Below are 24,745 nucleotides of genomic sequence, written 5' to 3' on the forward strand. Positions count from 1 at the left end.
ATGAGTCTCTTATCTCGCTATTTAATGCGCGAACTCTCGCTGTTTATTTTATTTGCCCTGATTGGCCTTCTGGGTCTTTATACCTTTTTTGATTTGATTGCCGAGCTGACCGATCTGGGCGTTGGCGGCTATCGCCTCAGTGATGCACTGATTTTTGTGGCACTGCGCGCACCCGCTAATGCTTATGAGCTGTTGCCCATTGCCGTACTGATAGGTGGCATTTTTGGCCTTTCGCATTTATCCGGCTCATCCGAGCTGACTGTGATCCGCGCATCCGGCGTATCGCTCAAACGGCTTTTACTCTGGCTTTGCCTGATTGGCGCATTTTACGGCGCAATCACCCTGCTGCTGGGCGAGTACATTGCACCTGCGGGTAAACGCATGGCCAATCAGCACCGGCTGGCCGCTACGCAATCGATGCTTGTGGGTGACTTTCGATCCGGCGTCTGGATTAAAGACGGTAAGCAAATTGTAAATATCGCCGAAATGCTGCCCGACTTAACCGTTGTGCATGCGCGCATTTACGAGTTTGGCAAAACACTGACACTGGAAAGAGTGATCGAAGGACATAACGGCCGCTTTCAAAGCAAGGGCAACTGGACACTGCAAAAAGCCACGGTGACGCAGTTTTTGCCCGAACACGCTGGTATTGCACTGAGTAAACCCGCTGTATTTAACTGGCAGACCTCCATTTCCCCCGCCATGCTGGCCGTGCTGCTGGTAGAGCCTGCGCAGATGTCTGCTACTTCTTTGCTCAGCTATATCGATCACTTAAAACGCAATAAACAAAAAACATCACGCTACGAGCTTGCACTGTGGGGCAAATTATTTTACCCGCTGGCCTGTTTATCCATGGTATTGATCGCCCTGCCCTTTGCCCAAAGCCAGCGCCGCAGCGGCAATGCGGGTGTACGTGTTTTTATCGGCATCGCCTGTGGTCTGATCTTTCACTTTGCCAATCAGATTGTGGTGTATTTAGGCGATCTGTATAACTGGCCGCCGCCGATTGTTGTTTCTATCCCTACCCTGCTTTTCCTGTCTGCAGCGGCTTTTATGCTGTGGCGGCAGGAACGGCGCTAAGAAATAGTCAATTTGTAAGGGTGCTTGCCCATGATTCATAGCAAGCACCAGCACATCAACAGGAGTTTTCCATGCATGTTTTACTGACTGGCGGAGCGGGCTATATTGGCTCGCACACCTATATCGAATTGCTTGCAGCTGGCTTTAAACCGGTTATTTTTGATAATTTTTACAATGCCAAGCCAGAAGTCCTGAACCGCATCGCCACCATTACCGGGCAAGCTGCCGAATATGTGGAAGGCGATGTGCGTGATGCTGCTGCATTAAAAGCCCTGTTTCAACGCTATGACTTTAGCGCCGTCATCCACTTTGCAGGCCTGAAAGCGGTGGGCGAATCGGTTGAAAAACCACTGATGTATTACGACAACAATGTGGTTGGCACCCAGCGCCTGCTTGAAGCCATGCAGGATGCAGGCGTTAAAAACCTGGTATTCTCTTCCAGCGCCACCGTTTATGGCGACCCGCATGCTGTGCCGATTACCGAAGATTTCCCGCTGTCAGCCACCAATCCTTATGGCCGCTCCAAGCTGATGGTTGAAGATATCGTCCGTGATATTTTCAGGGCGGACACCAGCTGGAATTTTGCCCTGCTGCGTTATTTCAACCCGGTTGGCGCGCATATTTCTGGCCTGATCGGTGAAGACCCGCAGGGTATTCCAAACAACCTCATGCCTTTTGTAGCCCAGGTCGCCGTAGGTAAACGCGAAAAACTATCCGTGTTTGGCAACGACTACCCAACGCCCGATGGCACTGGCGTGCGCGATTATATCCACGTAGTTGACCTGGCCCGGGGCCATGTCAAAGCCCTGCAAAAGCTGGCAACAGCGCCAGGTTTAGTCACCGTAAACCTGGGCACAGGCGCAGGTTATTCTGTACTGGATATGGTTAAAGCCTTTGAAAAAGCCTCAGGCAAAGCCGTGCCCTATCAAATTGTGCCGCGCCGGGCCGGGGATATCGCCGCCTGCTACGCCAACCCTGCTTCGGCACTGGCCGTACTGGGCTGGAAAGCGGAAAAAACCCTGGATGATATGTGCCAGGACAGCTGGAAATGGCAGAGCCAAAACCCGAATGGATTTAATTAAACAGCCGGGCCAGAAAATTACGGCAGGAAAATTTTCTGCAAAATAAAACAAAGGCGCATTTTTATGCGCCTTTGTTTTATTCAAACCAAGAGGCCGCCAGCAACTGCGACAGCCATGCCCCAGCAAACGCTTAAAACTTGTGTAATTTAATGCGTGTGTTAAATTAAGCATAAAATGATACAAATTGCATCGTTACCTGCCTGTAGCCGGTAAAACACGATGGCCCAAAAACGCTTTTAAAGCCTGCATCCATGCAAATTAACGATCCTGCCGTATTGCAACGAACCACAGCACTTAGCTACCGCAATGCTCACAGCGGGCAAATTATCGGCATGATTGCGGCCTGCATATTATTTATTGCACACCGGAACGACCACTCTCTTTTTATTTTATCGGGCTGGCTGGTACTAAGCTGCAGCCTTGCGCTTTATCGCCTCACTATTTTTAAAAAATATCAGCAAACCCCAGCAGCTCACCATTTTACTTATTGGCGCAAAGTGCACTTGCTGGGCGTTGCTGCAACAGGCGTAATTTGGTGTTCTGGTGGCATTTATTTCATGCTCACCAGCAGTATCTTACTGAATATGTTTACCGCCTTTGTTTTCTCAGGCTTAGTCGTGGGCTCCCTGCCCATCTTAGGCCCTATGATTCCTGCGATGCGTATTTATGCAGGCCTGATGATGCTGCCCATTATCATTAACGCCTGTGTGCAACCTACGCAAATGGATTTAACCTTGGGTGGAATGAGCTTATTCTTTTTATTCACGCTGATGAAAAGCGCACGCTCTTATCACGATACGATTGTTGAAAGCCTTATTTTAGAATTAGATCAGACACGCCTGGCCGAAGACTTAGCCAAAGCCAGAAATGATGCCGAGCTTGCCAATCGGGCAAAAAGCGAATTTATTGCCAATGTAAGCCACGAAATTCGCACCCCCATGAATGGCATTTTAGGTATGGCGCACTTATTAGAACAAAGCCCGCTGTCCCCCCTGCAAAAAGAAACCGTAGGCGTCATTTGTAATTCAGCCGATTTACTATTAGAGCTGGTGAATGACGTGCTCGACTTATCCAAAATGGAGGCCAATTGCCTCACCATTCATAAAAGGCCAATTGATTTATCTGTGCTGCTTCAAGAAACGCAGCAAATGTTCAAACTGGCTGCCAGCAATAAAGGTTTAAAACTAACACTGGATTACCAGGGAGACCCCGATATTGTGATCTTGGGGGATGGCTTACGCCTGCGGCAGGTATTAGTCAATTTACTTGGGAATGCCATTAAATTTACCAACCACGGGCAAGTGGTTTTACATGTAAAAGCACAATTACAGCAATCTGATTACCATATAGATTTCACCGTTATTGACAGCGGAATCGGTATTTCAGCAGACCGCTTACCCCATATATTTGAAGCTTTTGTGCAAGCCGATGGCTCTTCTACACGGGAATACACGGGCACAGGGCTGGGCCTGACTATTGCACGCCGTTTAGTGAAGGCCATGGGCGGGGAATTAATCGCCCATAGTGAACAACGTATTGGCTCACAATTTAAGTTTTCACTGACGCTTCCTCAAGGCATTATGCCTGACGCTAATACACAAGCTACTGATACACAAACACAGCCACGTAAATTGCGTGTATTACTGGCAGAAGATAATCCGACCAATCGGCTGGTGGCAACACGCTTATTAGAAAATGACGGACATACCGTATTTAGTGCAGAAAATGGCCAGTTGGCTTTAGACTTTCTTGCCAAAGAGCAAGTAGATCTGGTTTTAATGGATATGCAAATGCCGGAAATGGATGGCTTAGAAGCCACCCGCTTTATCCGCGCCCAGGAACAGGCCAACCCTGCAGGCAAACGCCTGCCTATTATGGCACTCACCGCAAATGCTTTAGAAGAAGACAAACAATTGTGTATTAATGCAGGGATGGATTTATTTTTAACGAAACCATTGCGGCCTGCTTTATTAAAACAAGCATTAGCGGAGTTAATAGAGGCCATGTAGGCTTTTATAGGGTGTACAACGACCAGTTTTGGAACACAGAGAGCGGTGCGCAAGAAAAACGACTTGCACACCCTATACAAAACCAGGCCTTGGCTATTTTTAATCTTAAGCTGATAAAATTAGGTTTTCCCCGCCCTGTATAAATTTATAAAATACTTTATTTAATAGCCGTTTGATCCGGATATTGAACTTCAAATAAAGTATCGTCTGGAAATCTTTCCTCATCAAAAGGAATTCTAAAACTTAGTTTTCCATCTGTTTCATATAGCTCCACCTTTTCACGTTTTCCAGAATAGATGGCGATAATTTCATTAGCCTTAGGTGGTAAGTCGCGGGTAAAATTAACTACACTGGAATGACAAGGATTAATCGCCAGCAAAGCAGCCCGCTGATAAAATGGTAATCCATCTTTATTAATCGCTATCATTACCTCACATTGCAAGCGCATATCGCCTAAACGCCATGAATTAGCCGGCAAATTAGAACTAAAAATGCGTGCAGTCCATTGATAACCTTTAGGCTTATTCAGTACCATTTCTGCTTTTTTATCGGCTAATTCCTGGTCTCTAGGTAAGACAAAAGTACCATCTTCAGCAATAGGCACGGCGATTGAATTACCCTCATCCTCAATCCGCAAAGCCAGCCCGGGAATAAGGGCCCTGCCGTTTTCTGGCCTGATAATAAATTTTAACGGCGCAGTGGGCGCATGATATTTAAATTTTTCATAAGCATCCATTCCCTTCAGCATGCTGGCATAGGGCTTCCAATCGGCGTCTTTTATTCCACTTGTCGTCACCGCATCCAGCTTAATGGCTTCCGTCTCAGAGGCAGTTTCTGAGGCAGAAAGAGCCGAAGATAATAATAGTGTCGATATAGCGATTATTATTTTTAAAAATATATTCATTGATATTTCCCATATAAAATCCGCATAAAGGCCATGGCACATAAAAAGCCATAATTTAAAAATGAGATCTGTTACTAAATCATGAAGATATGTAGAGAATTAAATTATAAAAAACAATCACCCTTAGCAATCCTTGCTAAGTTATTACGCTAACAAACACCGGTCAATATTAATTTGTCATCAATTTGTAAATAAATGTATAAAAATTGGGAAAACTCAAAATCCAACTGTTTTCAAGACGATTGCCAATATAAAAAAAGTAATCCGCGGCTTTGGCACAATCCAAATATTTTTTCCGCACCTCTGCCATTCCCTGTTTCAAAACTTAGGTTTAAAAACCAAACCTCCACTAAGCCTTATTCGCTATAGCTCGCCAACTGCTGCAAAGTATCAAACATTTGCTGCAGCTCTTGCGGGATGGCTTCTGCCCCAGCAATTTCCGCTGCTTCAGCAATTTCCAGTGCCATACCTGGCTTGGAATGAAAGCGCAGCGCACGCTGAATAATTTCTTCATCCGGGCGCGGCGGTGCGGCGTCCATTGCAGCCTGGTGCCAGTGATTCAGCGGGCCGCGGGGTTTGGCGGCGTTGCGGTAAGTATCGGCAAAGCCGTTATCCCATAAATAATGCTCAATATCACGGCTGGCCAGTGCGGTGATATGCAGGGCATCGGGCCGGTCATTCAGCAGGCTTCTGGCCTTGGCAATATAACGCTGCCCTGCCTCATCCCCATCTGCAATCAAATGCCAGACTATCCCTAAGCGATCGGCAAATTTAATCAGCGGGGTTAAACCCGCTTGGGCAAATTCCACACAACGTATGCCTTCAACCGGGAAATTAACGCCGTAAATCCGCGCCAGCTCCGGCATCAGCCAGAATTCGGTTTCCCCTTCCACCAACAACCAGACCCGGGCAAACATGCTGCTGGCGCGATTGGCACGGATATGAAACGCCACCTTACGCGCGTCGCTGGCCGATAAAGCCTGCTCCCCCACCTGATATACGTGCACATGCTGATGCCGGCGCACCAGACGGCGTAAGGCCTGATGGGGAAAACTGGCCAGCAAATCGCCATGATTGGTGGTAATCAGTTTTTGCAGCGGCAATTGCTCGATCAGCCCCCACATCATTGCCAGCTGAATCGGGTGTAAATGCGTTTCCGGGTCTTCCATCAATAAAATCGGATGCGCCCCCTGCTGTAAGGGCAAATCACCACGGGCATTAATCAAGGCCCCCAACAGCATCAATAATGCTACCCGCCGCTGGCTTGATCCGGCCCGCCCGGCAATATCCAGCAGGCTGTCGTCATCACGTAAATTAAATGGCGTGCTGGCAATTTGCTTGGCGAGGCGCTGCAGGGGCACGGGCGCTTGCAGCAGCTCGGCATGCTCTGACAAAAACTGCTCTACGGCATCCAGGCCTTGAGTCAGCTCCTGCGGGTGCAGCTGATGTGGCAGAGTAAGGATGCGCTCGAATACGGCGCGCACTGCGGCGGAAGCAGGCTGAGGCGGATCTTCACTGCGGTTTTTTTGCGCGAGGCGCGGATGCTCTAACCAATCGGTGAGCTGCATATCGCGAAAACGCAGCACGGGATGATGGCGAATCAGCAATACCGCCAGCTCATCGCTGGCCGCGTGTTGCCGCTCTGCGCCCTGTGCATCAATAAAGCTGCGATGGCTGCGCACCTCGCCATGGCCATAACGCTCTGCAGAGAAACGCAAAGCCAGCCACGGCCTGCCTTCGTCATCCTGCCAGCTTAAATCCTGCAAAGCAGGGTCGGGCAGCGGCTCATCGCTTGCACCACAGAAAAAAAGCGTGATATTTAAACGCCGCGCAATCGTCGCCCGCGTATTGGCCACGCGGTGAAAATCTTCATGGGTAAACAGCGCATCCAGCGGCACCGCCTCGCTTAAGCAGCGGGTGAGCGCGCTAATCAGGCTGGTCTTGCCCCAGTTGTTTTCGCCAAACAGCGCGGTGCGTTCCCGCTCCAGGCTTAAATCAATCTGGCTGATGCCCCGGAAATTGGTGATTTGTAAGCGTAATAAATGCATTACCTGCTTCCACTCGATGCTTTTATGAAAGCCTACACCAAGTTCTACCCTGCTGATTTTAAATATTGTGAGTGTCGTATTGCCAAGCATGAACACCATAAAGCCCACACGTCTGCGGTACAATCTCTGCCCCCGCATCCAGAAACGCATCATGTCGCCAGACTCCCGCCTTAAATCCAATATCTTTGCCCTGTATTTGGTGCAGGGGCTGAATTATTTTGTTTCCTTCTTTACCTTTCCCTTCCTCACCTTGCAGCTGGGGCTAGAGGGGTTTGGGATCATGAATCTGGCTTTTTCCTTTATTCAGTTTGGTGTTTTGCTAACTGATTTTGGCTTTAATCTGTCCGCTGTAAGGGATTTGGCGCAGGTACGAGATAATCCACAAGCAGCGGCCCACATCTTTTGGCGGGTGACGTGGGCTAAAACGCTGCTGATGATCGCATCCAGCCTGATCCTGCTGGTACTGACTTACACGCTGGGTAACTGGAAAGAGCATGCCAATGTTTTTCTATGTAGCCAGCTCTATATCGTTAGCTCGGTGCTGTTTCCCTATTGGTATTTCCAAGGGCTGGAAAAACTGCGTGCCTGTGCGGCACTATCGGTGTTTACACGGGTAGTGATGCTGGGCTTTTTACTGCACTGGATAAGCGGGCCACAAGACGTTGCGCTGGCGGTTATTTTGCAAGCAGCACCACAAATTTTAGCAGGGTTAATCTGGTGGTTTAGCGGCTGGGGAGCGCCCAAGCCGATGTGGGTAAGGGTGGAGCTACACGAATTAAAAGATGCCTTACGCTCCAGCTGGCCATTCTTTATCTCAGCCATTTCCACAAGTCTGTACACCTATTCCACCACCGTGTTGCTAGGACTGTTTACAGCCCCAGCAACTTTACAGGTGGGCTTATTTACCGCAGCCAGCAAATTGGTTTATATCGCCCAAGGTTTGCTTGGTCCGCTGCTTCAAGCCACTTACCCACGCATTGCCCAGCTAGCAAAGCACGACAAGCCTGCCGCCCTGCAGCTAATCCGTAAAACTTTGTATATCCAAGGTGGTGCAGGGCTGGTTATGACGCTGGCGCTGATGCTGTTTTTACCGCTATTTAGTCAGCTTAGCGTCATGTTTTTAAAGCCCGACTCGAATATCACAGCTACTTTTGCCCTGCTCATGCAATCGCAAGACGTGATGGTCTGGCTGTCCCCCGTGATTTTACTCGGCGCTTTATCCCTGGTTTATGGCCAGCAAACCCTGCTGGTATTTGGCTTTGAGCGCTATTTCAGCCGTGTACTGGTGGCAGCTGGCTTACTAAATGTGGCTTTATTGTGCTTGTGGGTGCCAGGCTCTGCCCATGGCGGCTTGCGTGCAGCACAAAGCGTGCTAACCGTAGAGGGCTTCATCGTGCTGGCGTTTTGGTGGCGGGCACGAAAAATCCATGCTGAGCATGGTTTAAATCTTGGTAAAAATGAATAAAAACGAGTACTGCGTGAGCAAAACCCAAACCTTTAAGCATGAAGGAAAAGGAGAACACAGAGGGTCACGGAGAAAAGCATAAAGGTTTTCTCCGTGAAACTCCGTGTTCTTTGTGCCCCTCAGTGTTTCAAGATTTGAGTTTTATGCTGATGATGGATCTTCCACAGCCAGAGCTTAGGCCACCAATGTACACATCAAATGTATTGAGATAAAAATGAGTTCTTCCCCAAAAGTCAGCTTTGTTTTGCCCTGCTACAACTCTGCTGCATATTTACAAGAAACGCTGGATTCAATCAGCGCCCAGAGTTTTACTGATTTTGAATGTATCGCTACAGACGATGGCTCCATTGATGCCACGCTGGCGATTTTGCAGGCGCACGCGGCAAAAGATGCCCGCTTCTCTATTATCACGAGAGAAAATCGTGGTCTGATTGCTACGCTTAACGAAGCAATAGCCCAGGCGCAGGGCGAATGGATTGCCCGCATGGATGCGGATGATATTTGCGATCCGCAGCGAATTGAAAAACAACTCCAGCGCCTGAACGACACCCAAGCCGATATATGCGGCAGCTGGATTCGTTTTTTTGGCGATAAAAGTGGCGAGTGGATGACGCCATCTGCCGATGGTGCAATCAAGGCCATGCTGCTGTTTAACCCGGCCTTTGCCCACCCCAGCGTGATTGCCCGTACGGCGCTGCTCAAAGCGCATCCTTATTCACCACACGCGGTGCATGCCGAAGATTACGCGCTGTGGTGCGAGCTGGCGCAGGCAGGGGCAACCTTTACTACGGTACCGGAAGTGCTGCTGAGCTACCGCTGCCACGCCGGGCAAATCACCCAAAGTAAGAAGGATCAGCTGCGTGCCACCGCACAAATTATCCGCAGCAAATACGCCCGCTTCGCCCTGCCTGCTGCCATGCAAAAACATGCAGGCCGCTTTGTAGAGCTGGCCGAACCCGCCCGCCAGCTCAGCCGTGCTGAATTTGACTGGATGTGTGATTTTTATCTGCAACTGGCAGAGGCTTGGCCAGCAAGCCGCAGCCCGCTGGGTGAAGTATGGGTCGATACCCTGCAACGCACTTCTGGGGTTAATCTGTTTCTGCTGGGCAAGGTACAGGCCTTAAATAAAGCCCTGCCGCCACCCGCCAGCGAACTGGGCAAATTAAAACGCCAGAAAATCCGCTGCTTGATCGGCGATACGGCTTGGCAACTGATTAAGAAACTAAAAACCTAGGATTAAGAACCTAAGGTCTGTAGACACAGAGATAAATGAGAACACAAAGCATGCAGAGAAAACCTAAAAATTAAATCGCAGCCTGGTTTTATGTTTTCTCTGTGTGCTGCTTTTTATCTCTGTGTGCTCTGTGTCTGCAGACCTTTTTTGAGGCCGTCATGAAAATTGTATTTTTTGTCCGTGATCTGGGCCTGGGTGGCGTGGAGCGTTGTGTGGCGCTGGTGTCTGAAGGGCTGATTGCGCGCGGCATGGACGTTAGCATTGTGATGCTGGGCGGCAATCGCAATCTGTGGGCTGCACGTACCGGCCAGGCCAGGGTGATCGATTTATCCGGCACCTGGCAGGGCAAAAAACCATGGACCTGGCTGGCTGGCTGGCGCGCGGCAAGGCAGCAGATTAAAGACGCCGATATCCTCATTCCCGCCACTTTTTTAATGCCGCTGTATATGGCCTACGCCGTTACACGTGGTTTAAAAACGCGGGTCATTGGCTGGGTGCACGGGCCGCTGTTTGAGCTGGACCAATTCGCCACCATGAACCCGATTCATCGCAGGGCTTGCCAATATATCTACCGGCGCTTAAATGAACTGGTGTTTGTATCCGAACACGCAAGGGATTCGCTGGCACGCTGGTTAAAGCAGCCGATTACTGAGGGCTGGCAAGTTCTGCCTAATTTTGTGGATGAAGAACAGCCCAAAGTTTATCCGGAGAAAATGGCCAGCCGCACGCTGCAACTCCTTTTCATAGGCCGCATTGCCGAAGAAAAACAACCCCATTTATGGCTGGAAACTTTAGAGTACCTGAATAAAAAAGGCATCCCTGCCAGACTTACCGTAGTGGGCGACGGCCCGCTGGAAGACTGGCTGAAAAACACCAGTAAAACGATGCAGCTGGATCAGCAAATCAGCTTCGCAGGGCACCAAAGCAATGTGGGTGATTACCTCGCCGCCGCCGATGTGCTGCTGCTGACCTCCAGCTTTGAAGGCTGCCCGCTGGTGGTACTGGAGGCCATGCCGCTGGGTGTGGTCGTGGCATCCACCAATGCTGGTGGCGTGTATGAGCTGTTTGGCAAAAGACGCAGCGAGTTTGTAGTTGAAACCGCAAGCGGGGAAGCACTGGCAGAACTCATTTCCACACAACGCCGCCCTGAGTTGTCCATATGGCTGAAACAGCGGGCAAAACATTATTCATCCGGGCAGATCCTGCAACAATGGATAAACCTCTGCTTGGACAGAAAAACCCCAAAAAACGACCTGTAGGGTGGGTTTCACCCTCCCTTTTACTGATTTGTTAATAAAGAGATTGTTATGCTTAGCTACCGCCACGCTTTTCACGCAGGCAACCATGCCGATGTGCTGAAGCACTATATTCAAACGCAGATTTTGTCTTACTTTAATCAGAAAGATAAATCCTACTGGTATATCGACACGCATTCTGGCGCAGGGGTTTACTCGCTCACGGAAGGCTACGCCACTAAAAACGCCGAGTTCGAAAGCGGCATCGCCCGCCTGTGGGAGAGGGACGATTTGCCTGAATCCATTGCCGAATATGTGGATGTAGTAAAAGCCCTGAATCCTGATGGCAAGCTGACGCTTTATCCTGGCTCGCCCTATGTGGCCGACCAGCTGCTGCGCCCGACCGATCGCCTGCGCCTGTTTGAATTGCACAGCTCAGACAGCAAAATCCTGAAAGAGAATTTCGCCGAGGCTGGCCGCCGTGTGGCAGTGATTGCAGGTGATGGCTTTGCAGGGATTAAAGCCGTGCTGCCACCGCCACCACGCCGTGGTGTCACGCTGATTGATCCGCCTTATGAAGACAAAAACGATTACGATTATGTGATCGATATGCTGCACGAAGCGCTCAGCCGCTTTGCCACTGGCACCTATGCCGTTTGGTATCCGCAGCTGCAACGTGCAGAATCCAAACAGCTGCCGGAAGAATTAAAAAAACTGGGTGTCAACAGCTGGCTGCATGTGGCCCTGAGCGTACAAAGCCCTTCTGCAGATGGCTTTGGTATGCACGGCAGTGGAATGTTTATCTTAAACCCGCCTTGGACTCTGGCTAAAACACTCAGAGAAACCATGCCCTATCTGGTCAAAATCCTCGGACAAGGCAAAGGCGCGAAGTATATTTTGGAAGAGAAAACCGCCTGATTGGGCCGCTTGAAACAAGCAGGCAGATAAGCATCCGGGGCTTAGCTGCCTGCAGAAACCAGCACCATGCGAGGCCATCATGCGCCAAAAAATCAGCGATCTGGCGAACCTTGGCCCTCAGTCTCAAGCCATGCTTGAAGCTGCGGGCATTTGCTCGGTACAAGCCATTTATGACTTGGGATCAGTCCGTGCCTATCTGCAAGTTAAGCAAATAAATCCACATGCAAGCCTGAACTTACTCTACGCACTGGAAGGCGCTGTTTCTGGCCAGCCTTGGCAAACAGTGGCAAGGCAGCATAAAACCAGTCTGCTGCTGGCTTTAGAAAGCATGGAAAAACAAACCAAATAAGAATCATTATCATAACAAAAGATTAAGAAGCAATATATAATCAAACCCACAAACCTGCAGAGCAATCTTTATGGCTATTCGCATTGAAGACCTGGAGCCACTCAGAGATTATCTCTACCGTTTTGCGCTCTTCCAATTGCAGCACAGCAGCAGCGCCGAAGATGCCGTACAGGAAACACTACTGGCCGCACTGGAAAAGCCCGATTCCTTTAATGGACAATCGTCTTTAAAAACCTGGCTGACGGGTATTTTAAAATTCAAAATTATCGATACCCAACGCCGCATCTACCGCGATCCGCTGCTGTTATCCACTATTGAAGGTGAAGAAGACAGCAGCGATTTTGATGTGCTGTTTAATAAAACCGGCCATTGGGGCTCTGATGCGCCAAGGCGCTGGGAAAAACCCGAGGCCAGTCTGGAAGACAAGCAATTTTGGGCGGTGTATACACGCTGTAGTCAGCTGATGCCAAAGCGCACCGCCATGGTGTTCGCCATGCGTGAAGAATTAGGCCTGGAGATTGAACATATCTGTCAGCAATTAGAGATTACCGCGACTAATTGTTCAGCCATGCTCTATCGCGCCCGTATGAGCTTGCGAATTTGCCTGGATAAAAACTGGTTTGGAAATACGCCATGATGAATAAGCACAAAGCCGCTATTTTATAACCAGCACTACCTGAGCCGCTCATGCTCAGCCTGAATGATTACGCACGTATAAGTATGAAAATTTACTTTAAAAATGGGGTTGGAAACGCGCCATGATGAACTGCCGCCAGGCATCCATTTTATTATCCGCCCAACAGGATGGCCCACTGACGCTCAACCAGCGCTATCGCTTACGGCTACACCTTTTGTTATGCAACAACTGTCGAAATTTTAATCGTCAGCTACACTTTATGCGGGAAGCGGCACGTGCGCCTTCTCACTGGGAATAGCCATCAGCCTGTCTTTTTTTTGTTTGCCCGGCTGAGGCTAAAAATATTTTGTCAGATTTCAAACGCTGCCCCGACTCAGTAAGCAGGTGAAAAACACCGCGAACGAGTTTTCCTATCTCACAAGGAGCAATACCCATGAAAACGTCTCTGATGCTGTCTTCCGCCTTGGCTGCCGTAATCGGCTGTGCCGCTATGAGTGCAAATGCTTCGCCTAGCGCCGAAGAAATGAAAAAAATGGAAAAATGCTATGGCGTAGCCAAAGCAGGCCAAAACGACTGTGCTGCCAACGGACATGCTTGTGCAGGCCAGGGTACTAAAGACATGGATAAAGCCGAGTGGAAAGCCGTCAAAAAAGGCACTTGTGAAAAAATGCAAGGCTCCCTGATGGCCCCTAAGGCTTAAGGAAAGCATCATGACAACACTTCCCATCCAGGCCGGCCTTGGGCTTCGGTCTCCACATCTGGCCGAAGTGCTTGCCACGCGGCCCAATGTGGCCTGGTGGGAAGTGCATAGTGAAAACTACTTTGGCGGCGGTGCAGCGCCTGCCGCCTTAGAAAAAATACGCCGTGATTATCCCGTCAGCCTGCACGGCGTAGGCTTGGGCCTTGGCAATGCCGAGCCGCCCGAAGCGCGGCATTTAACACAGCTGGCAGAATTAGCCGAGCGCATCCAGCCCGCCGCCATTTCGGAGCATCTGGCATGGAACCGTTATGGCGATGTATGGTTTAACGATCTCTTGCCCGTGCCACGTTATGCCGGTGCGATTGATCACCTTTGCGCCCATATCGATCTGGTGCAAAGCCGCTTAAAACGCAGTATCTTGCTGGAAAACGTTTCCAGTTATATTGCTTTTAGCGATGAAATGCTCAGCGAGGCAGAGCTGCTGGCCGAATTAGTGGCCCGAACCGGCTGCGGTCTCCTGCTTGATGTAAATAATATGCATGTGAATCAGCTTAATCATGGCATTGATGCAAGGGCCGAGCTGGCAAGGCTGCCCTTGCACCGCGTGGCCGAGATCCATGTGGCTGGTTTTGAGTATTGCGATGGCCTCGTGATCGACACCCACGGCGCGCCCGTTTGTGATGCGGTTTGGAAGCTGCTGGAAGACGCCCTTAAACTCACCGGCCCCAAACCTGTGCTGCTGGAGCGGGATACAAATCTGCCGCCGCTCTCCGGCCTGCTGGATGAATATGGCAAACTAAAAGCGCAAATTACTCACCATCCGCACAGCATGGGGGCAATCGTATGAATTACCTTGCTGCATTACAAGACTTCAGCCAGATATATAAAAACACAGATTATCAGCCACAATCAGTATTGACCCGCAGCCTGCCTTTTTTAGATGTGTATCGCAATAATACATGGGCCAATCGCAGCAATAATCTTGCGAATACCTACCCTACGGTAGTGGAATTAGTCGGTACAGAATTCTTTAGCGCCATGGCAAGGGTGTTCGTTGAAAACAGCGAATCGCATGCAGGTAATTTGCATCTGGATGGTGAAAGCTTCCCCGAATTTTTAAGCGATTTTCCACATGTCAGCGATCTGCCCTATTTAAGCGATGTGGCCAGGCTGGATTGGGCGATTCATCAGGCTCATTACAGTGAAGATTGCAATTTTATTGCCATTGAAACGCTCGCCTTATATACGCCGGAGCAATTTGGCCAATTACGCCTTACTCTGCATCCAGCCGTCGCTATTATTAAATCGGCAGCATGGCCTATTTACCAAATATTAATGATGCACCACGGCGAAAAACCAGCCGATTTAAATGCAGGCGGCGAGCAGGTATGGGTATGGCGTGATCAGTGGCAATTAATCACAGCCAGCGATACGCTGTTTTTAGAATGCCTGTTAAAAAACCAGAATATAGAAAGTGCCATGCTTGCAACTGAAGATGGTGAATATGATGCCGGACCAGTTTTAATTCAGCTATTCAGCCGTGGTTTGGTGTGCCAGATTCATTAATTTATTAGTCCACCTGTGTCTGTATTTCATTCCCGCAGGTACGAAGCATACTGTTATTTCTGCCCAAAAACAGGACCTGCCTTTAATAAAAAAGCAGATATATAATTTTTAATTTGATTTCAGGCATTAAAACGGTACTTATATTTCAAGTCTATTTGACAGGTGATCGCCATGAAAAAACAACTCTGCAAACTCTACAGTGGCTATCGCTGTGCCGAATCATTATGCATACAATATTTAAGCCCGGTATTTAATCTTGGATTACGAATTTATCTGGCTCAGGTATTCTTTCTGTCTGGCCTGACTAAAATACGGAATTGGGATGGTACTTTATTTTTATTTAATTTTGAATATCAAGTACCATTTATCCCTCCAGAAATTGCCGCCATGATGGCCGCTGGGGGCGAGCTTATTCTGCCCGTATTACTGATTAGCGGCTGCTTAGGACGATTTGCAGCGGCGGGTTTATTTATACTTAATCTAATGGCGGTGATATCTTACCCAGCCCTGCTGCCCATCGCCCTTAAAGATCATTATCTCTGGGGCGCATTGCTCGCCGTATTAGCCATTTATGGTGCGGGGAAATGGTCGGCAGATGAATGGCTGAACCGGCGTTGCCAGGCTGGTCAAATAAAACCTTTAAATTCCGGCCTCTGATACGCCTTAACACAGCCCGCTTTATGGCGGGCTGATGTGATGCCCGGCAACATGTAAAACAATGCCAAGCTTACACCCGCCAATCAATACTAACCCGCTTAAAATTTAATGCAGATACTCTAAAAAATAAATAACTACAGCATGCACCAAAAAATAAAAACTTTTAATTTCCTTTTGTACACTTTGCAGATAAATATTTGGTGATATGTAACTCGCCCTCTTCTTTAGTTCTTATATCAGCTTCAACAGAACGCCTGTTTTTTGAAAATGTAAAATACACAGGAACACTGATTCTTCCAGCATCAACAATACACAACAGCTCATTATCCGTTAAGCCCCGGCAATCATAGAATTTGCTTTCAAAACGAGCATCTTTAATCACGCCTTCAAGCTCGTGCCCTCCCTCTGCCATTGCCAAACTTAAAAGCAACTGCTCATTATTGGCACCATTAATATAATGCCCTTTGCATTCCAGCCCGGCAAAGCTCGCAAAATACTCATCCGCAGACTTAAAAATACTTTTAGCACTTTGCTTATTATCTGCTGAATCACCGGCGTAAATAACCTGACAATTAAATAAAACAGCGGCCGCCAATAAAAACTTTTTCATCTTTTTCTCTTTAATTAACAGCAGATTGCAATGATTAAGCAGCACAGTAAAAATTCCAGCGGGGATACGGCTTTAATCGTTAAATGGCTTCACTGACTAAACGCATACCGTCATACCCCACCACCATACCCGCTGGTAATTCTTGCGAGAGTGCCTGGTATTCCAGCTCATGGGTCATGTGGATCATCACGGTTTGCCTGGCACCAATTTGCCTGGCGGCGGCAATGGCCTGATCAACAGAAAAATGCGTAGGGTGAGGCACGCGGCGCAGGCAATCTAAGAATACGATGTCTAAGCCTTGCAGCCTGGTAATGCTGGACTCGGGGATCTCTGACACATCAGTTAAGTACGCCACATTGCCGATGCGATAGCCCAAAATCGGCCATTTACCATGCATCAGGGGAATCGGCTCGATAGCAATGCCCGCAAATTCAAAGGTACTGTCGTTTACCGGATGCAAGGTGAGTACTGGCTTATCCCAAAAATTATTTGGCGGAAACAGGGTATAGGGGAAGCGCTGGCGGATATGGTCGAGCATAAACTCGTTACCAAACACCGGAATGGCGGCTTTTTGCAACCAGCAAAACGCGCGAATATCGTCGATACCATTTAAATGATCGGCGTGTGGATGGGTGTAAAGCACCGCATCCACATGCAAAAGCTGCTCGCGCAGAGCCTGATGGCGCAGATCGGGCCCCGTATCGATTAAAAATGTTTTACCCCCGGCACGCAGCACGGCAGAGGCTCGGGTACGGCTGTTTTTAGGATTAGCCGAGGCGCAGGTCGGGCAAGAGCAGCCCAGCGCTGGCGAGCCACCGCTGGAACCTGTGCCCAGTAAAAGCGCCTCTACTTTCATACAGTGGCCCGGTGAAAGAGTTTAAAGAAATTAGCTGTACTCGCGTCCGCAATTTGATTCACGCTTACGCCGCGCAAATCGGCAATCGATTCGGCAACATGGCGCACCCAGGCGGGCTGGTTTTGCTTGCCACGGAATGGTACTGGCGCTAAATAAGGCGAATCGGTTTCAATCAGCATTCTGTCTAATGGCACTAAACGCGCCACTTCGTGCAGTTCAACGGCTTTTTTGAATGAAACGATGCCGGAGAAAGATATATAAAACCCCAGTTCCATCGCCGCCTGCGCCACTTCCCAGCTCTCGGTAAAGCAGTGTAATACACCGCCTGCTTCAGCCGCGCCTTCTTCTTTAAGGATACGAATCGTATCCTCACTTGAGGACCGGGTATGGATAATCAGCGGCAGGCCCGCTATTTTTGCGGCGCGGATATGCACTCTGAAACGCTCACGCTGCCATTCTAAATCGCCTTGCAAGCGGTAGTAATCCAGCCCAGTCTCACCAATCGCCACTACTTTTTTGTGCAAAGCCAGCTCCACAAGCTGCTCAACCGTTGGCTCTGGCGTGTCTTCATAATCCGGGTGCACTCCCACCGAAGCAAAGATATTTGCATGTGCATCAGCAAGAGCCAATACAGAAGGCAGCTCTGGCAAATTTACAGCCACGCACAAAGCGTGTGTTACTTTATTCTCAGCCATCTTAGCCAAGTGCTGATCGATATTGGCGGCAAGATCCGGGAAATTAATATGGCAATGCGAATCAATAAACATAAGAACTTCAAAGAAATGAACAGGGGTTTAAATCAGGACACAGGTACAAAAGCCAACTCTAAAATCACAGCGAACACAGAACAACATAAGAAAAAACAACTGCAACATTAATCTGTTCAAGTATTTCATAACTTTTACAGACAAATGCTTTTAACCTTGATGTTTTTTCCCGGTGTTCTGCTTTCAGACTCAGTGCGCTCTGTATCTGCAGACCTCAGGTCTTTTTACAAGCACCCGAATTACATCGTGTGCGTAGTACGGGCAGATTGCAAATAGCCGCCCAGCAAGCCTTCAATCTTGGTTTTGGCCTGATTGCCTGCTTCATTGCCAGAGAATTTCACGCCGATACCCTGCTGGTGATTATTATTCGCACCCTGAGGGGTAATCCAGACCACATTACCCGACACCGCAATTTTGGCCGGATCATCCAGCAGCGACAGCAGCATAAATACTTCATCGCCCAGTACATAGGCTTTATTGGTCGGAATGAAAATCCCGCCGCCTTTTACAAAAGGCATATAAGAAGCATATAAAGCGGCTTTTTCTTTAATATTCAGCGATAACACACCAGGACGGGAAACCGGTGCTTTGATAGGTTCACTCATTTTCTTCCTCTGCTGCTTTTGCCACGCAATGCATCTAAGTAAGCAAACAATAAAGATTCAAATACTAAGCGCTGATTCAAGGGGTGATGCGCCAGGCGCATCGCCTCGTTTAAGCGGTCAGTGTAATGAAAAAAGGCGGGCGATTGAGTTGCAATACGGCGTAAATCGCTATCCCAATCTGGATAATAGCGAAGTTTGCCAGTCATTTTTATATTGATTAAATCGTGACCCCATTTTTGCAGCCAGCTCACGACTAAAGACATCTCCAGCTTCGCTTTTTCAAGCTCTGCGGCCACCGCCAGTACATCTAAAACAGCCGGGTTAGCAATATGGGCTAAAAAAGTTTTCCGGTTAGGCAGCCATTCAGCACTGGCATCTTCTAAAGCGGCTAAGGGCGCACCGCCAGTATGCGCCAGATGCAGAGCGGGGTTAACTACCTGCTGCTGCGCCAGCCATGCCGTCGCCACCGTTTGATCAGGCGTTGCCATAGGAAACACACGGCAACGGCTGCGTATGGTGGGCAATAATCGCCGCCAGTGATTTGAAACCAGAATAAACACCGCACCAGAAGGGGGTTCTTCAAGTGTTTTTAAAAGCGCATTTGCGGCTGCAATATTTAATGCCTCTGCCGGATACACCAGGGTGACACGAATTCCGCGCCGATGCGCCGTCAGATTGACAAAATCAGCAAGATCACGAATATCATCGACACCAATCACCTGAGATTTACGCTTGGGTTTAGCATCTTCCCCCGCCTCTGCATCAGTATCTGCGGGGGAAACCAGGCGAAAATCCGGATGATTCCCTGCCAGATACCAACGGCAGCCATCACATACGCCACATGGTGTTGTCGTTTTTGCGCTGTCTTCACACAATAATAACTGAGCCAGATATTCGGCAAAACGCCTCTTCCCTATTCCTTCCTCACCTGTGATCAGCAAGGCATGAGGCAAGCGGTCAATTTCGCGCATCAATTGTGACCAGGGTGCGGCTTGCCATGGGTAAAGTGTTTTCATCGTGGCACTCGCGTTAAAGGATGGCGCTCAGTATCTCTGCCAGCTCGGCTTGAATCTGCTCCAGGGTGCGATTGGCATCAATCACACGAATCCGCTCAGGCTCACTGGCCGCCCGTTCTAAATATGCGGCACGTACCCGTGCGTGAAAATCAGCCGCTTCGCGCTCAAACCGATCCAGTGCACGTCCGGCAGACATACGCTCCTGACTGACCGACAAGGGTACATCAAAAATTAAGGTTAAATCAGGTTGGATTTTATGTAGGCCGCTGCCCTGCACCCATTCTTCCAGAGCCAGAAATTTCTCACGCGGCAAACCTCGCCCGCCGCCCTGATAGGCGTAGCTTGCATCGCTGAAACGATCGCAAAGCACCCATTCGCCGCGCTCTAATGCAGGCAAAATCACCTGAGCCAGGTGTTCACGCCGCCCGGCAAACATCAGCAGGGTTTCAGTCTCCAGATGCATGGGCTCAGTCAGGAGTAATTCACGCAGTTTTTCGCCCAAAGAAGTACCACCAGGCTCACGCGTCTGAACAAACGCCACACCCTTTTGCGATAACCACTGCGCAATCCAGGCTAATTGAGTGCTTTTACCCGCGCCATCAATACCTTCTACCGAAAGAAAACGACCCAACGCTGCCATATTGATTGTGTTCCTGAAAAAGGAGAGCTTCCCGCCAGAATCTTACACGGGAAACCTTAAAGCTGAATTTTACAGACGAAAAAAAACCTGCCACATGGGCAGGTTTTTTAGATGGCGTTCCCACGGGGAATCGAACCCCGGCCGCCGCCGTGAAAGGGCAGTGTTCTAACCGCTAAACTATGGGAACATAAACTATTGGTGCGGCTGAAGAGATTCGAACTCCTGACCCTCTGGTTCGTAGCCAGATACTCTATCCAACTGAGCTACAGCCGCACGATAAAACTTTTAAATCATGGCGTTCCCACGGGGATTCGAACCCCGGTCGCCGCCGTGAAAGGGCAGTGTCCTAGGCCTCTAGACGATGGGAACATACTTCTTTAATCGTAAGCCATGCTGCTTTATGACTTACTTCAATCTGGTGGAGGTAAGCGGAATCGAACCGCTGACCTCTTGCATGCCATGCAAGCGCTCTACCAACTGAGCTATACCCCCCGAAAGAGATCCGAATATTACAGAGCAAATTTCAGTCTGTAAACCCCCGGATCGAAAATAAATTAAATATTTCTTACCAGGGTTTCCACCAGTCAGCATCGGAGAACAAAATACTCTCGTCCAGCACGGTGGTTTGCGGATAATTTTTAAACAACACTTTTTTTGCATCATCACGCAGCTCGACCAAACCAAGCTTGTCGTAAGCCAGCGCCATAATGCCTAAAGCGGGCTCAACCTGCTTAGTGCCCGAATATGTTTCCAGTAAATATTTACCACGATTTGCTGCCGCCAAAAATGCACCGCGGTTGTAGTAGTACTTGGCTACATGTAATTCATGGCTGGCCAGAGCCCCAACCAGATAGCCCATACGCACGGTTGAATCGGCCGCATATTTGCTATCAGGGAAACGTGTCACAAGCTGGCGGAAGGTATCGAATGATTCGCGGGCAGCCTTAGGATCGCGCTCTGACATATCCTGCTTGATCAGGCTGGACAAAAAGCCCTGCGCCTCATTAAAGTTAACCAAACCCTTTAAATAGTAAGCGTAATCAATGTTTGGATGCGCCGGATATTGCTTAATAAAACGGTCAATCGCCGCAAAAGCCAAGAGGGGTTCCTGGTTTTTATAATGGTTATAAGCTGTCTCTATTTGTGCCTGCTGAGCATGCCGCCCATAGGGAAAACGCGCTTCTAACTTTTCAAACAGCTTGTTTGAACGATCAAAATTGCGGCTTTCCTGCTCTGCTTTTGCCTCTGTAAAAATCTTCTCGGCTGTCCAGCCACGGGTTTCATCCTGTTCATCAGGAGTGGATGCGCAAGCTGCCAATAATCCGGCAAGTACTGCAGAGACGATGAATCGCGGTAGAATCTTATTCATGATGCATTCCGAAAACGAATTAAACGATTATAACGACTTCGAGCAGGCGCGTGTCCTGACCGTGCCATCCGATTTGGCAGGGGAGCGCTTGGACGCTGCTTTAGCCAAGATGCTGCCCGAGTTTTCCCGTAACCGACTCTCAACATGGATCAAAGACGGCTTAGTCTTTCTTAACGGCAACCCTGCCGTCCCCAAAACAAAATTATGGGGTGGTGAAACGATTAGCGTCTTACCCCAACCCGAAGCAGATGAAAGTGCCTTTCAGCCTGAAGATATCGAATTAGATATTATTTATGAAGATGCTACCTTACTTGTGCTGAACAAAGCACCGGGACTGGTTGTGCATCCTGGCACAGGCAATTGGACAGGCACTGTACTTAACGGCTTACTCCACCGCTACCCGGAGCTTAAAACTATTCCCCGCGCAGGCATCGTACACCGACTGGACAAGGATACCAGTGGGCTCATGGTAATTGCACGCACCTTAATGGCACAAAACAGCCTTGTACAGCAATTACAAGCACGTACCGTTAAGCGCCACTATATGGCAATCGCCCAGGGTTTGCTTTCTAACGACGGAAAAGTAGACGCTCCAATTGGCCGCCATCCTAAAGAAAGAATCAAAATGGCAGTTGTCTACTCAGGCAAACATGCTGTAACGCATTACAAGATTCGTGAGCACTTTACAGCGCACACCCTGGTTGAATGCCAGCTTGAAACTGGCCGCACGCATCAGATTCGCGTACACATGGCCCACATCAACCACCCGCTTGCTGCCGACCCGATTTACGGCGGGAAACCCAGAATACACTCGCCAGAAGTCAGTATTGCGCTGAGTGAATTTGCACGTCAGGCATTACATGCCCGCAAACTGTCGCTTATTCACCCTGAAACGGGCAAAACCATGACCTGGAAAGCACCATTGCCAGAAGATATGGATATTCTGGTGAATGTACTGCGCTTAGACGCGGGCATGCTGGAAGAAGACTGGGACGACGATTGGGATGTTGACGACAGTGATTGCGAAGTCATGTATGTCCGTGAATAAAACTCTGCCCTCAATGTGGATCAGGCCGGACTGGCCTGCACCTGCCACGGTGCAGGCTATTTCGACCAGCCGCCAGGGAGGTGTCAGCAGCGCGCCCTGGGCGAGCCTCAACCTGGGAAACCATGTTGACGACTCGCCTGAGGCCGTTACCCGCAACCGGGCCATCGTGCGCCAGTATTTGCCTGCCAGCCCGGTTTGGCTGACGCAGGTACACGGTGTGCAGGTGGCAAATGCCGCTACTGCCTATCAAAACACCGAAGCAGACGCCATCACAGCACATACGGCCAATGCAGTATGTGCTGTGATGACTGCAGACTGTCTGCCCGTCTTACTGTGTAATCAGGCAGGCACGGTAGTTGGCGCGGCTCATGCAGGCTGGCGCGGCCTTTGTAACGGGGTTATCGAAGCCACGATCCGGCAAATGCAAACGCCTGCTGAAACACTGATGGCATGGCTGGGCCCGGCCATTGGGCCAGATGCGTTTGAAGTGGGAGATGAAGTCCGTACGGCATTTATAGCGCACGATCATCGCTCAACCGACGCATTTAAACCCAGCCAAAACACAGGAAAATGGCTGGCCGATATTTATCTGCTCGCCAGACAAAGACTACAGGCCAGCGGTGTAAATGCAATTTATGGTGGCAATTTTTGCACGGTCACAGATTCTGAGCGCTTTTTTTCTTACCGCCGTGATCAGCGCACAGGCCGTATGGCCAGCTTAATTTGGCTGACCGATGAATGCTGAAATGATACACTGTTGCATCTACAGATATTCTGAAAGCATTTAAATGAGTGTTCTTGCCTGGATTATGACCGCCAGCGTGGCGGGCAGCCTGCTGAGTGTGCTGGCTGCTGCGTGCATTGCCTACGCTGCGCGGCCCAGCTGGATTCCTAAATTAGTCAGCTTTGCGGTCGGGTCCCTCCTGGCCGCATCTTTTCTGGAAATCCTTCCCCATGCCTTTGGTGAACATGATCACCGGCCCGCAGTTGTCCAAACGACAAACAACGGCGGCCCGATCATTGCAGAGCTCAGCCATGAAGAACACGGGCATGCAGCAAGCCCAGCCCACGAAGAACATGCACACAGCCCCTCGGCCTCAAGCATTTCTTTAACGCTGCTCGCAGGAATTCTGGCGTTTTTTATTATGGAAAAACTCGTGATCTGGCGGCACTGCCATCACGAAGAATGTGAAGAATTAGAGCCGCACGAACACTCACACGGGCATGGCCACGGCCGCGCCGGGCTGATGATAATCATTGGCGATACCTTCCATAATTTTCTGGATGGCGCGCTGATTGCCGCGGCCTTTATGACCGATATTAACGTGGGGATAGCTACATCGCTGGCGATTATTGCGCACGAAGTGCCACAAGAAGTCGGCGATTTTATTGTGCTTTTGCATTCTGGCTATAGCAAAACCAAGGCTTTGCTGCTCAATGCCATGTCCTCATTTGCCGCGCTGATCGGTGCACTCCTGGCTTACTGGTCGCTGCAAACGGTGACTCACTGGCAGCCTTACCTGCTGGCGCTGGGCGCATCCAGCATGATTTATGTCGCCATTGCCGACCTCATCCCTGGCCTGCATAAACGCCCTCAGCTAAAAGATACCGCTCAGCAAGTAACACTGATTCTTGCAGGGGTAGGATTTATTGCTGTGCCGCACTTTTTATTTCCGCACTAATCCGCCGTATTGCGTGGCTGGGGCATAAATATACTTCAGCCACGCCCATCAGCAATACCCAACTTCAACACCCTCCAAAATCACAACAGCCCCGTTCAAGTCATGGCATCGCGTTTGAGTACTCCATTCACAGCTGTTTGAAACAAAATTCTGGCATATTCCTGCAAAGTCCCCATTTTTAACTGACAACCAGGGAAAGCACCTATGGGACGATCACTTGCATCGTTCCATCATGGGCCACGCCGTAAGTTATTCAAAAAGAACAGTA

At 49.4% G+C, this 24,745-nt stretch carries 26 protein-coding genes and 4 tRNA genes; 17 read left to right on the plus strand and 13 right to left on the minus strand.

All coding sequences use genetic code 11. The annotated features are described in order from the left end of the window. The 3 genes from lptG (at position 1) to HA050_RS06830 (ending at position 4,171) form a co-directional block, all read left to right on the plus strand. Complete coding sequence (gene lptG / locus HA050_RS06820) at positions 1-1,080, plus strand: LPS export ABC transporter permease LptG (RefSeq protein WP_166823815.1); 1,080 nt, start codon at positions 1-3, stop codon at positions 1,078-1,080. Positions 1,081-1,151: 71 nt separating this feature from the next. Beyond that, positions 1,152-2,162, plus strand: a complete 1,011-nt coding sequence (galE, locus tag HA050_RS06825) for a UDP-glucose 4-epimerase GalE (protein WP_166823817.1) — start codon at positions 1,152-1,154, stop codon at positions 2,160-2,162. Positions 2,163-2,413: 251 nt separating this feature from the next. Further along, the gene (locus HA050_RS06830; RefSeq protein WP_166823820.1) at positions 2,414-4,171 is read left to right on the plus strand and encodes an ATP-binding protein; all 1,758 of its coding nucleotides are present in this window, start codon (positions 2,414-2,416) and stop codon (positions 4,169-4,171) included. A gap of 157 nt (positions 4,172-4,328) precedes the next feature. Here the strand turns inward: HA050_RS06830 and HA050_RS06835 are convergent, their stop codons facing one another. Then, positions 4,329-5,075, minus strand: coding sequence for a hypothetical protein (locus HA050_RS06835; RefSeq protein ID WP_166823823.1), 747 nt, complete (start codon positions 5,073-5,075; stop codon positions 4,329-4,331). Between the two features lie 356 nt (positions 5,076-5,431). Continuing rightward, on the minus strand, positions 5,432-7,246 hold the full coding sequence (locus HA050_RS06840) for a DUF2813 domain-containing protein (protein WP_166823826.1): 1,815 nt from the start codon (positions 7,244-7,246) through the stop codon (positions 5,432-5,434). Positions 7,247-7,274: 28 nt separating this feature from the next. On the opposite strand from HA050_RS06840, the gene HA050_RS06845 reads away from it, so the two are divergent. The 11 genes from HA050_RS06845 (at position 7,275) to HA050_RS06895 (ending at position 15,884) form a co-directional block, all read left to right on the plus strand. Beyond that, on the plus strand, positions 7,275-8,588 hold the full coding sequence (locus tag HA050_RS06845; RefSeq protein ID WP_166823829.1) for an oligosaccharide flippase family protein: 1,314 nt from the start codon (positions 7,275-7,277) through the stop codon (positions 8,586-8,588). A 214-nt stretch (positions 8,589-8,802) separates the two neighbouring features. Next, positions 8,803-9,822: a glycosyltransferase family 2 protein gene (locus tag HA050_RS06850; protein ID WP_166823832.1), complete on the plus strand. Its 1,020-nt coding sequence runs from the start codon at positions 8,803-8,805 to the stop codon at positions 9,820-9,822. 158 nt (positions 9,823-9,980) lie between these two features. Continuing rightward, positions 9,981-11,081, plus strand: a complete 1,101-nt coding sequence (locus tag HA050_RS06855; protein WP_166823835.1) for a glycosyltransferase — start codon at positions 9,981-9,983, stop codon at positions 11,079-11,081. Between the two features lie 48 nt (positions 11,082-11,129). Next, positions 11,130-11,975 (plus strand): 23S rRNA (adenine(2030)-N(6))-methyltransferase RlmJ, encoded by an 846-nt coding sequence (locus HA050_RS06860; protein WP_166823838.1) that lies wholly within the window; start codon positions 11,130-11,132, stop codon positions 11,973-11,975. A 79-nt stretch (positions 11,976-12,054) separates the two neighbouring features. Continuing rightward, entirely contained in the window at positions 12,055-12,324 is a 270-nt protein-coding gene (locus tag HA050_RS06865) for a TfoX/Sxy family protein (RefSeq protein WP_166823841.1), read from the plus strand. A 70-nt stretch (positions 12,325-12,394) separates the two neighbouring features. Continuing rightward, on the plus strand, positions 12,395-12,961 hold the full coding sequence (locus HA050_RS06870) for a sigma-70 family RNA polymerase sigma factor (RefSeq protein ID WP_166823844.1): 567 nt from the start codon (positions 12,395-12,397) through the stop codon (positions 12,959-12,961). A 124-nt stretch (positions 12,962-13,085) separates the two neighbouring features. Continuing rightward, complete coding sequence (locus HA050_RS06875; RefSeq protein ID WP_240929014.1) at positions 13,086-13,259, plus strand: anti-sigma factor family protein; 174 nt, start codon at positions 13,086-13,088, stop codon at positions 13,257-13,259. A gap of 135 nt (positions 13,260-13,394) precedes the next feature. Continuing rightward, on the plus strand, positions 13,395-13,661 hold the full coding sequence (locus HA050_RS06880; RefSeq protein WP_115229851.1) for a BufA1 family periplasmic bufferin-type metallophore: 267 nt from the start codon (positions 13,395-13,397) through the stop codon (positions 13,659-13,661). Between the two features lie 10 nt (positions 13,662-13,671). Further along, the gene (gene bufB, locus HA050_RS06885; RefSeq protein WP_166823847.1) at positions 13,672-14,508 is read left to right on the plus strand and encodes an MNIO family bufferin maturase; all 837 of its coding nucleotides are present in this window, start codon (positions 13,672-13,674) and stop codon (positions 14,506-14,508) included. Beyond that, positions 14,505-15,227 (plus strand): HvfC/BufC N-terminal domain-containing protein, encoded by a 723-nt coding sequence (locus HA050_RS06890; protein WP_166823850.1) that lies wholly within the window; start codon positions 14,505-14,507, stop codon positions 15,225-15,227. Before bufB ends, HA050_RS06890 begins: the two co-directional genes overlap by 4 nt. Positions 15,228-15,398: 171 nt before the next feature. After that, positions 15,399-15,884 carry a DoxX family protein gene (locus tag HA050_RS06895; RefSeq protein ID WP_166823853.1) on the plus strand — a complete coding sequence of 162 codons (486 nt, stop codon included), beginning with the start codon at positions 15,399-15,401 and terminating at the stop codon, positions 15,882-15,884. A 163-nt stretch (positions 15,885-16,047) separates the two neighbouring features. Here HA050_RS06895 and HA050_RS06900 read toward each other — a convergent pair whose 3' ends face one another. The 11 genes from HA050_RS06900 to HA050_RS06950 form a co-directional block, all read right to left on the minus strand. Further along, on the minus strand, positions 16,048-16,494 hold the full coding sequence (locus tag HA050_RS06900) for a hypothetical protein (protein WP_166823856.1): 447 nt from the start codon (positions 16,492-16,494) through the stop codon (positions 16,048-16,050). Positions 16,495-16,573: 79 nt separating this feature from the next. Next, positions 16,574-17,350, minus strand: a complete 777-nt coding sequence (locus tag HA050_RS06905) for an MBL fold metallo-hydrolase (RefSeq protein ID WP_166823858.1) — start codon at positions 17,348-17,350, stop codon at positions 16,574-16,576. Next, positions 17,347-18,117: a TatD family hydrolase gene (locus HA050_RS06910; protein WP_166823861.1), complete on the minus strand. Its 771-nt coding sequence runs from the start codon at positions 18,115-18,117 to the stop codon at positions 17,347-17,349. The genes HA050_RS06905 and HA050_RS06910 overlap by 4 nt, the downstream gene beginning before the upstream one ends. A 239-nt stretch (positions 18,118-18,356) precedes the next feature. Continuing rightward, entirely contained in the window at positions 18,357-18,722 is a 366-nt protein-coding gene (locus tag HA050_RS06915; protein WP_099398694.1) for a PilZ domain-containing protein, read from the minus strand. Beyond that, positions 18,719-19,738, minus strand: a complete 1,020-nt coding sequence (holB, locus tag HA050_RS06920; RefSeq protein WP_205836332.1) for a DNA polymerase III subunit delta' — start codon at positions 19,736-19,738, stop codon at positions 18,719-18,721. The genes HA050_RS06915 and holB overlap by 4 nt, the downstream gene beginning before the upstream one ends. A 13-nt stretch (positions 19,739-19,751) precedes the next feature. Further along, positions 19,752-20,378 (minus strand): dTMP kinase, encoded by a 627-nt coding sequence (gene tmk / locus HA050_RS06925; RefSeq protein WP_166823864.1) that lies wholly within the window; start codon positions 20,376-20,378, stop codon positions 19,752-19,754. Between the two features lie 112 nt (positions 20,379-20,490). Further along, a tRNA-Glu gene (locus HA050_RS06930) sits at positions 20,491-20,565 on the minus strand. Between the two features lie 9 nt (positions 20,566-20,574). After that, positions 20,575-20,651: transfer RNA gene (locus HA050_RS06935), tRNA-Arg, on the minus strand. Positions 20,652-20,671: 20 nt separating this feature from the next. Then, positions 20,672-20,747, minus strand: a tRNA-Glu gene (locus HA050_RS06940). Between the two features lie 47 nt (positions 20,748-20,794). Continuing rightward, positions 20,795-20,870 (minus strand) — tRNA-Ala (locus HA050_RS06945). 73 nt (positions 20,871-20,943) lie between these two features. After that, positions 20,944-21,747: an outer membrane protein assembly factor BamD gene (locus tag HA050_RS06950; protein ID WP_099398692.1), complete on the minus strand. Its 804-nt coding sequence runs from the start codon at positions 21,745-21,747 to the stop codon at positions 20,944-20,946. On the opposite strand from HA050_RS06950, the gene rluD reads away from it, so the two are divergent. Genes rluD through HA050_RS06965 form a run of 3 tightly spaced genes read left to right on the plus strand, consistent with a single transcriptional unit; the run spans position 21,746 to position 24,477 of the window. Continuing rightward, positions 21,746-22,795: a 23S rRNA pseudouridine(1911/1915/1917) synthase RluD gene (gene rluD / locus HA050_RS06955; RefSeq protein WP_099398691.1), complete on the plus strand. Its 1,050-nt coding sequence runs from the start codon at positions 21,746-21,748 to the stop codon at positions 22,793-22,795. The two genes, HA050_RS06950 and rluD, sit on opposite strands and share 2 nt — an antisense overlap. After that, positions 22,782-23,540: a peptidoglycan editing factor PgeF gene (gene pgeF, locus HA050_RS06960; protein ID WP_166823867.1), complete on the plus strand. Its 759-nt coding sequence runs from the start codon at positions 22,782-22,784 to the stop codon at positions 23,538-23,540. The genes rluD and pgeF overlap by 14 nt, the downstream gene beginning before the upstream one ends. Positions 23,541-23,583: 43 nt before the next feature. Next, on the plus strand, positions 23,584-24,477 hold the full coding sequence (locus HA050_RS06965) for a ZIP family metal transporter (RefSeq protein ID WP_166823870.1): 894 nt from the start codon (positions 23,584-23,586) through the stop codon (positions 24,475-24,477). Positions 24,478-24,745 lie beyond the last annotated feature (268 nt).

Source organism: Iodobacter violaceini (genome assembly GCF_011601265.1).
GTDB classification, from domain to species: domain Bacteria; phylum Pseudomonadota; class Gammaproteobacteria; order Burkholderiales; family Chitinibacteraceae; genus Iodobacter; species Iodobacter violaceini.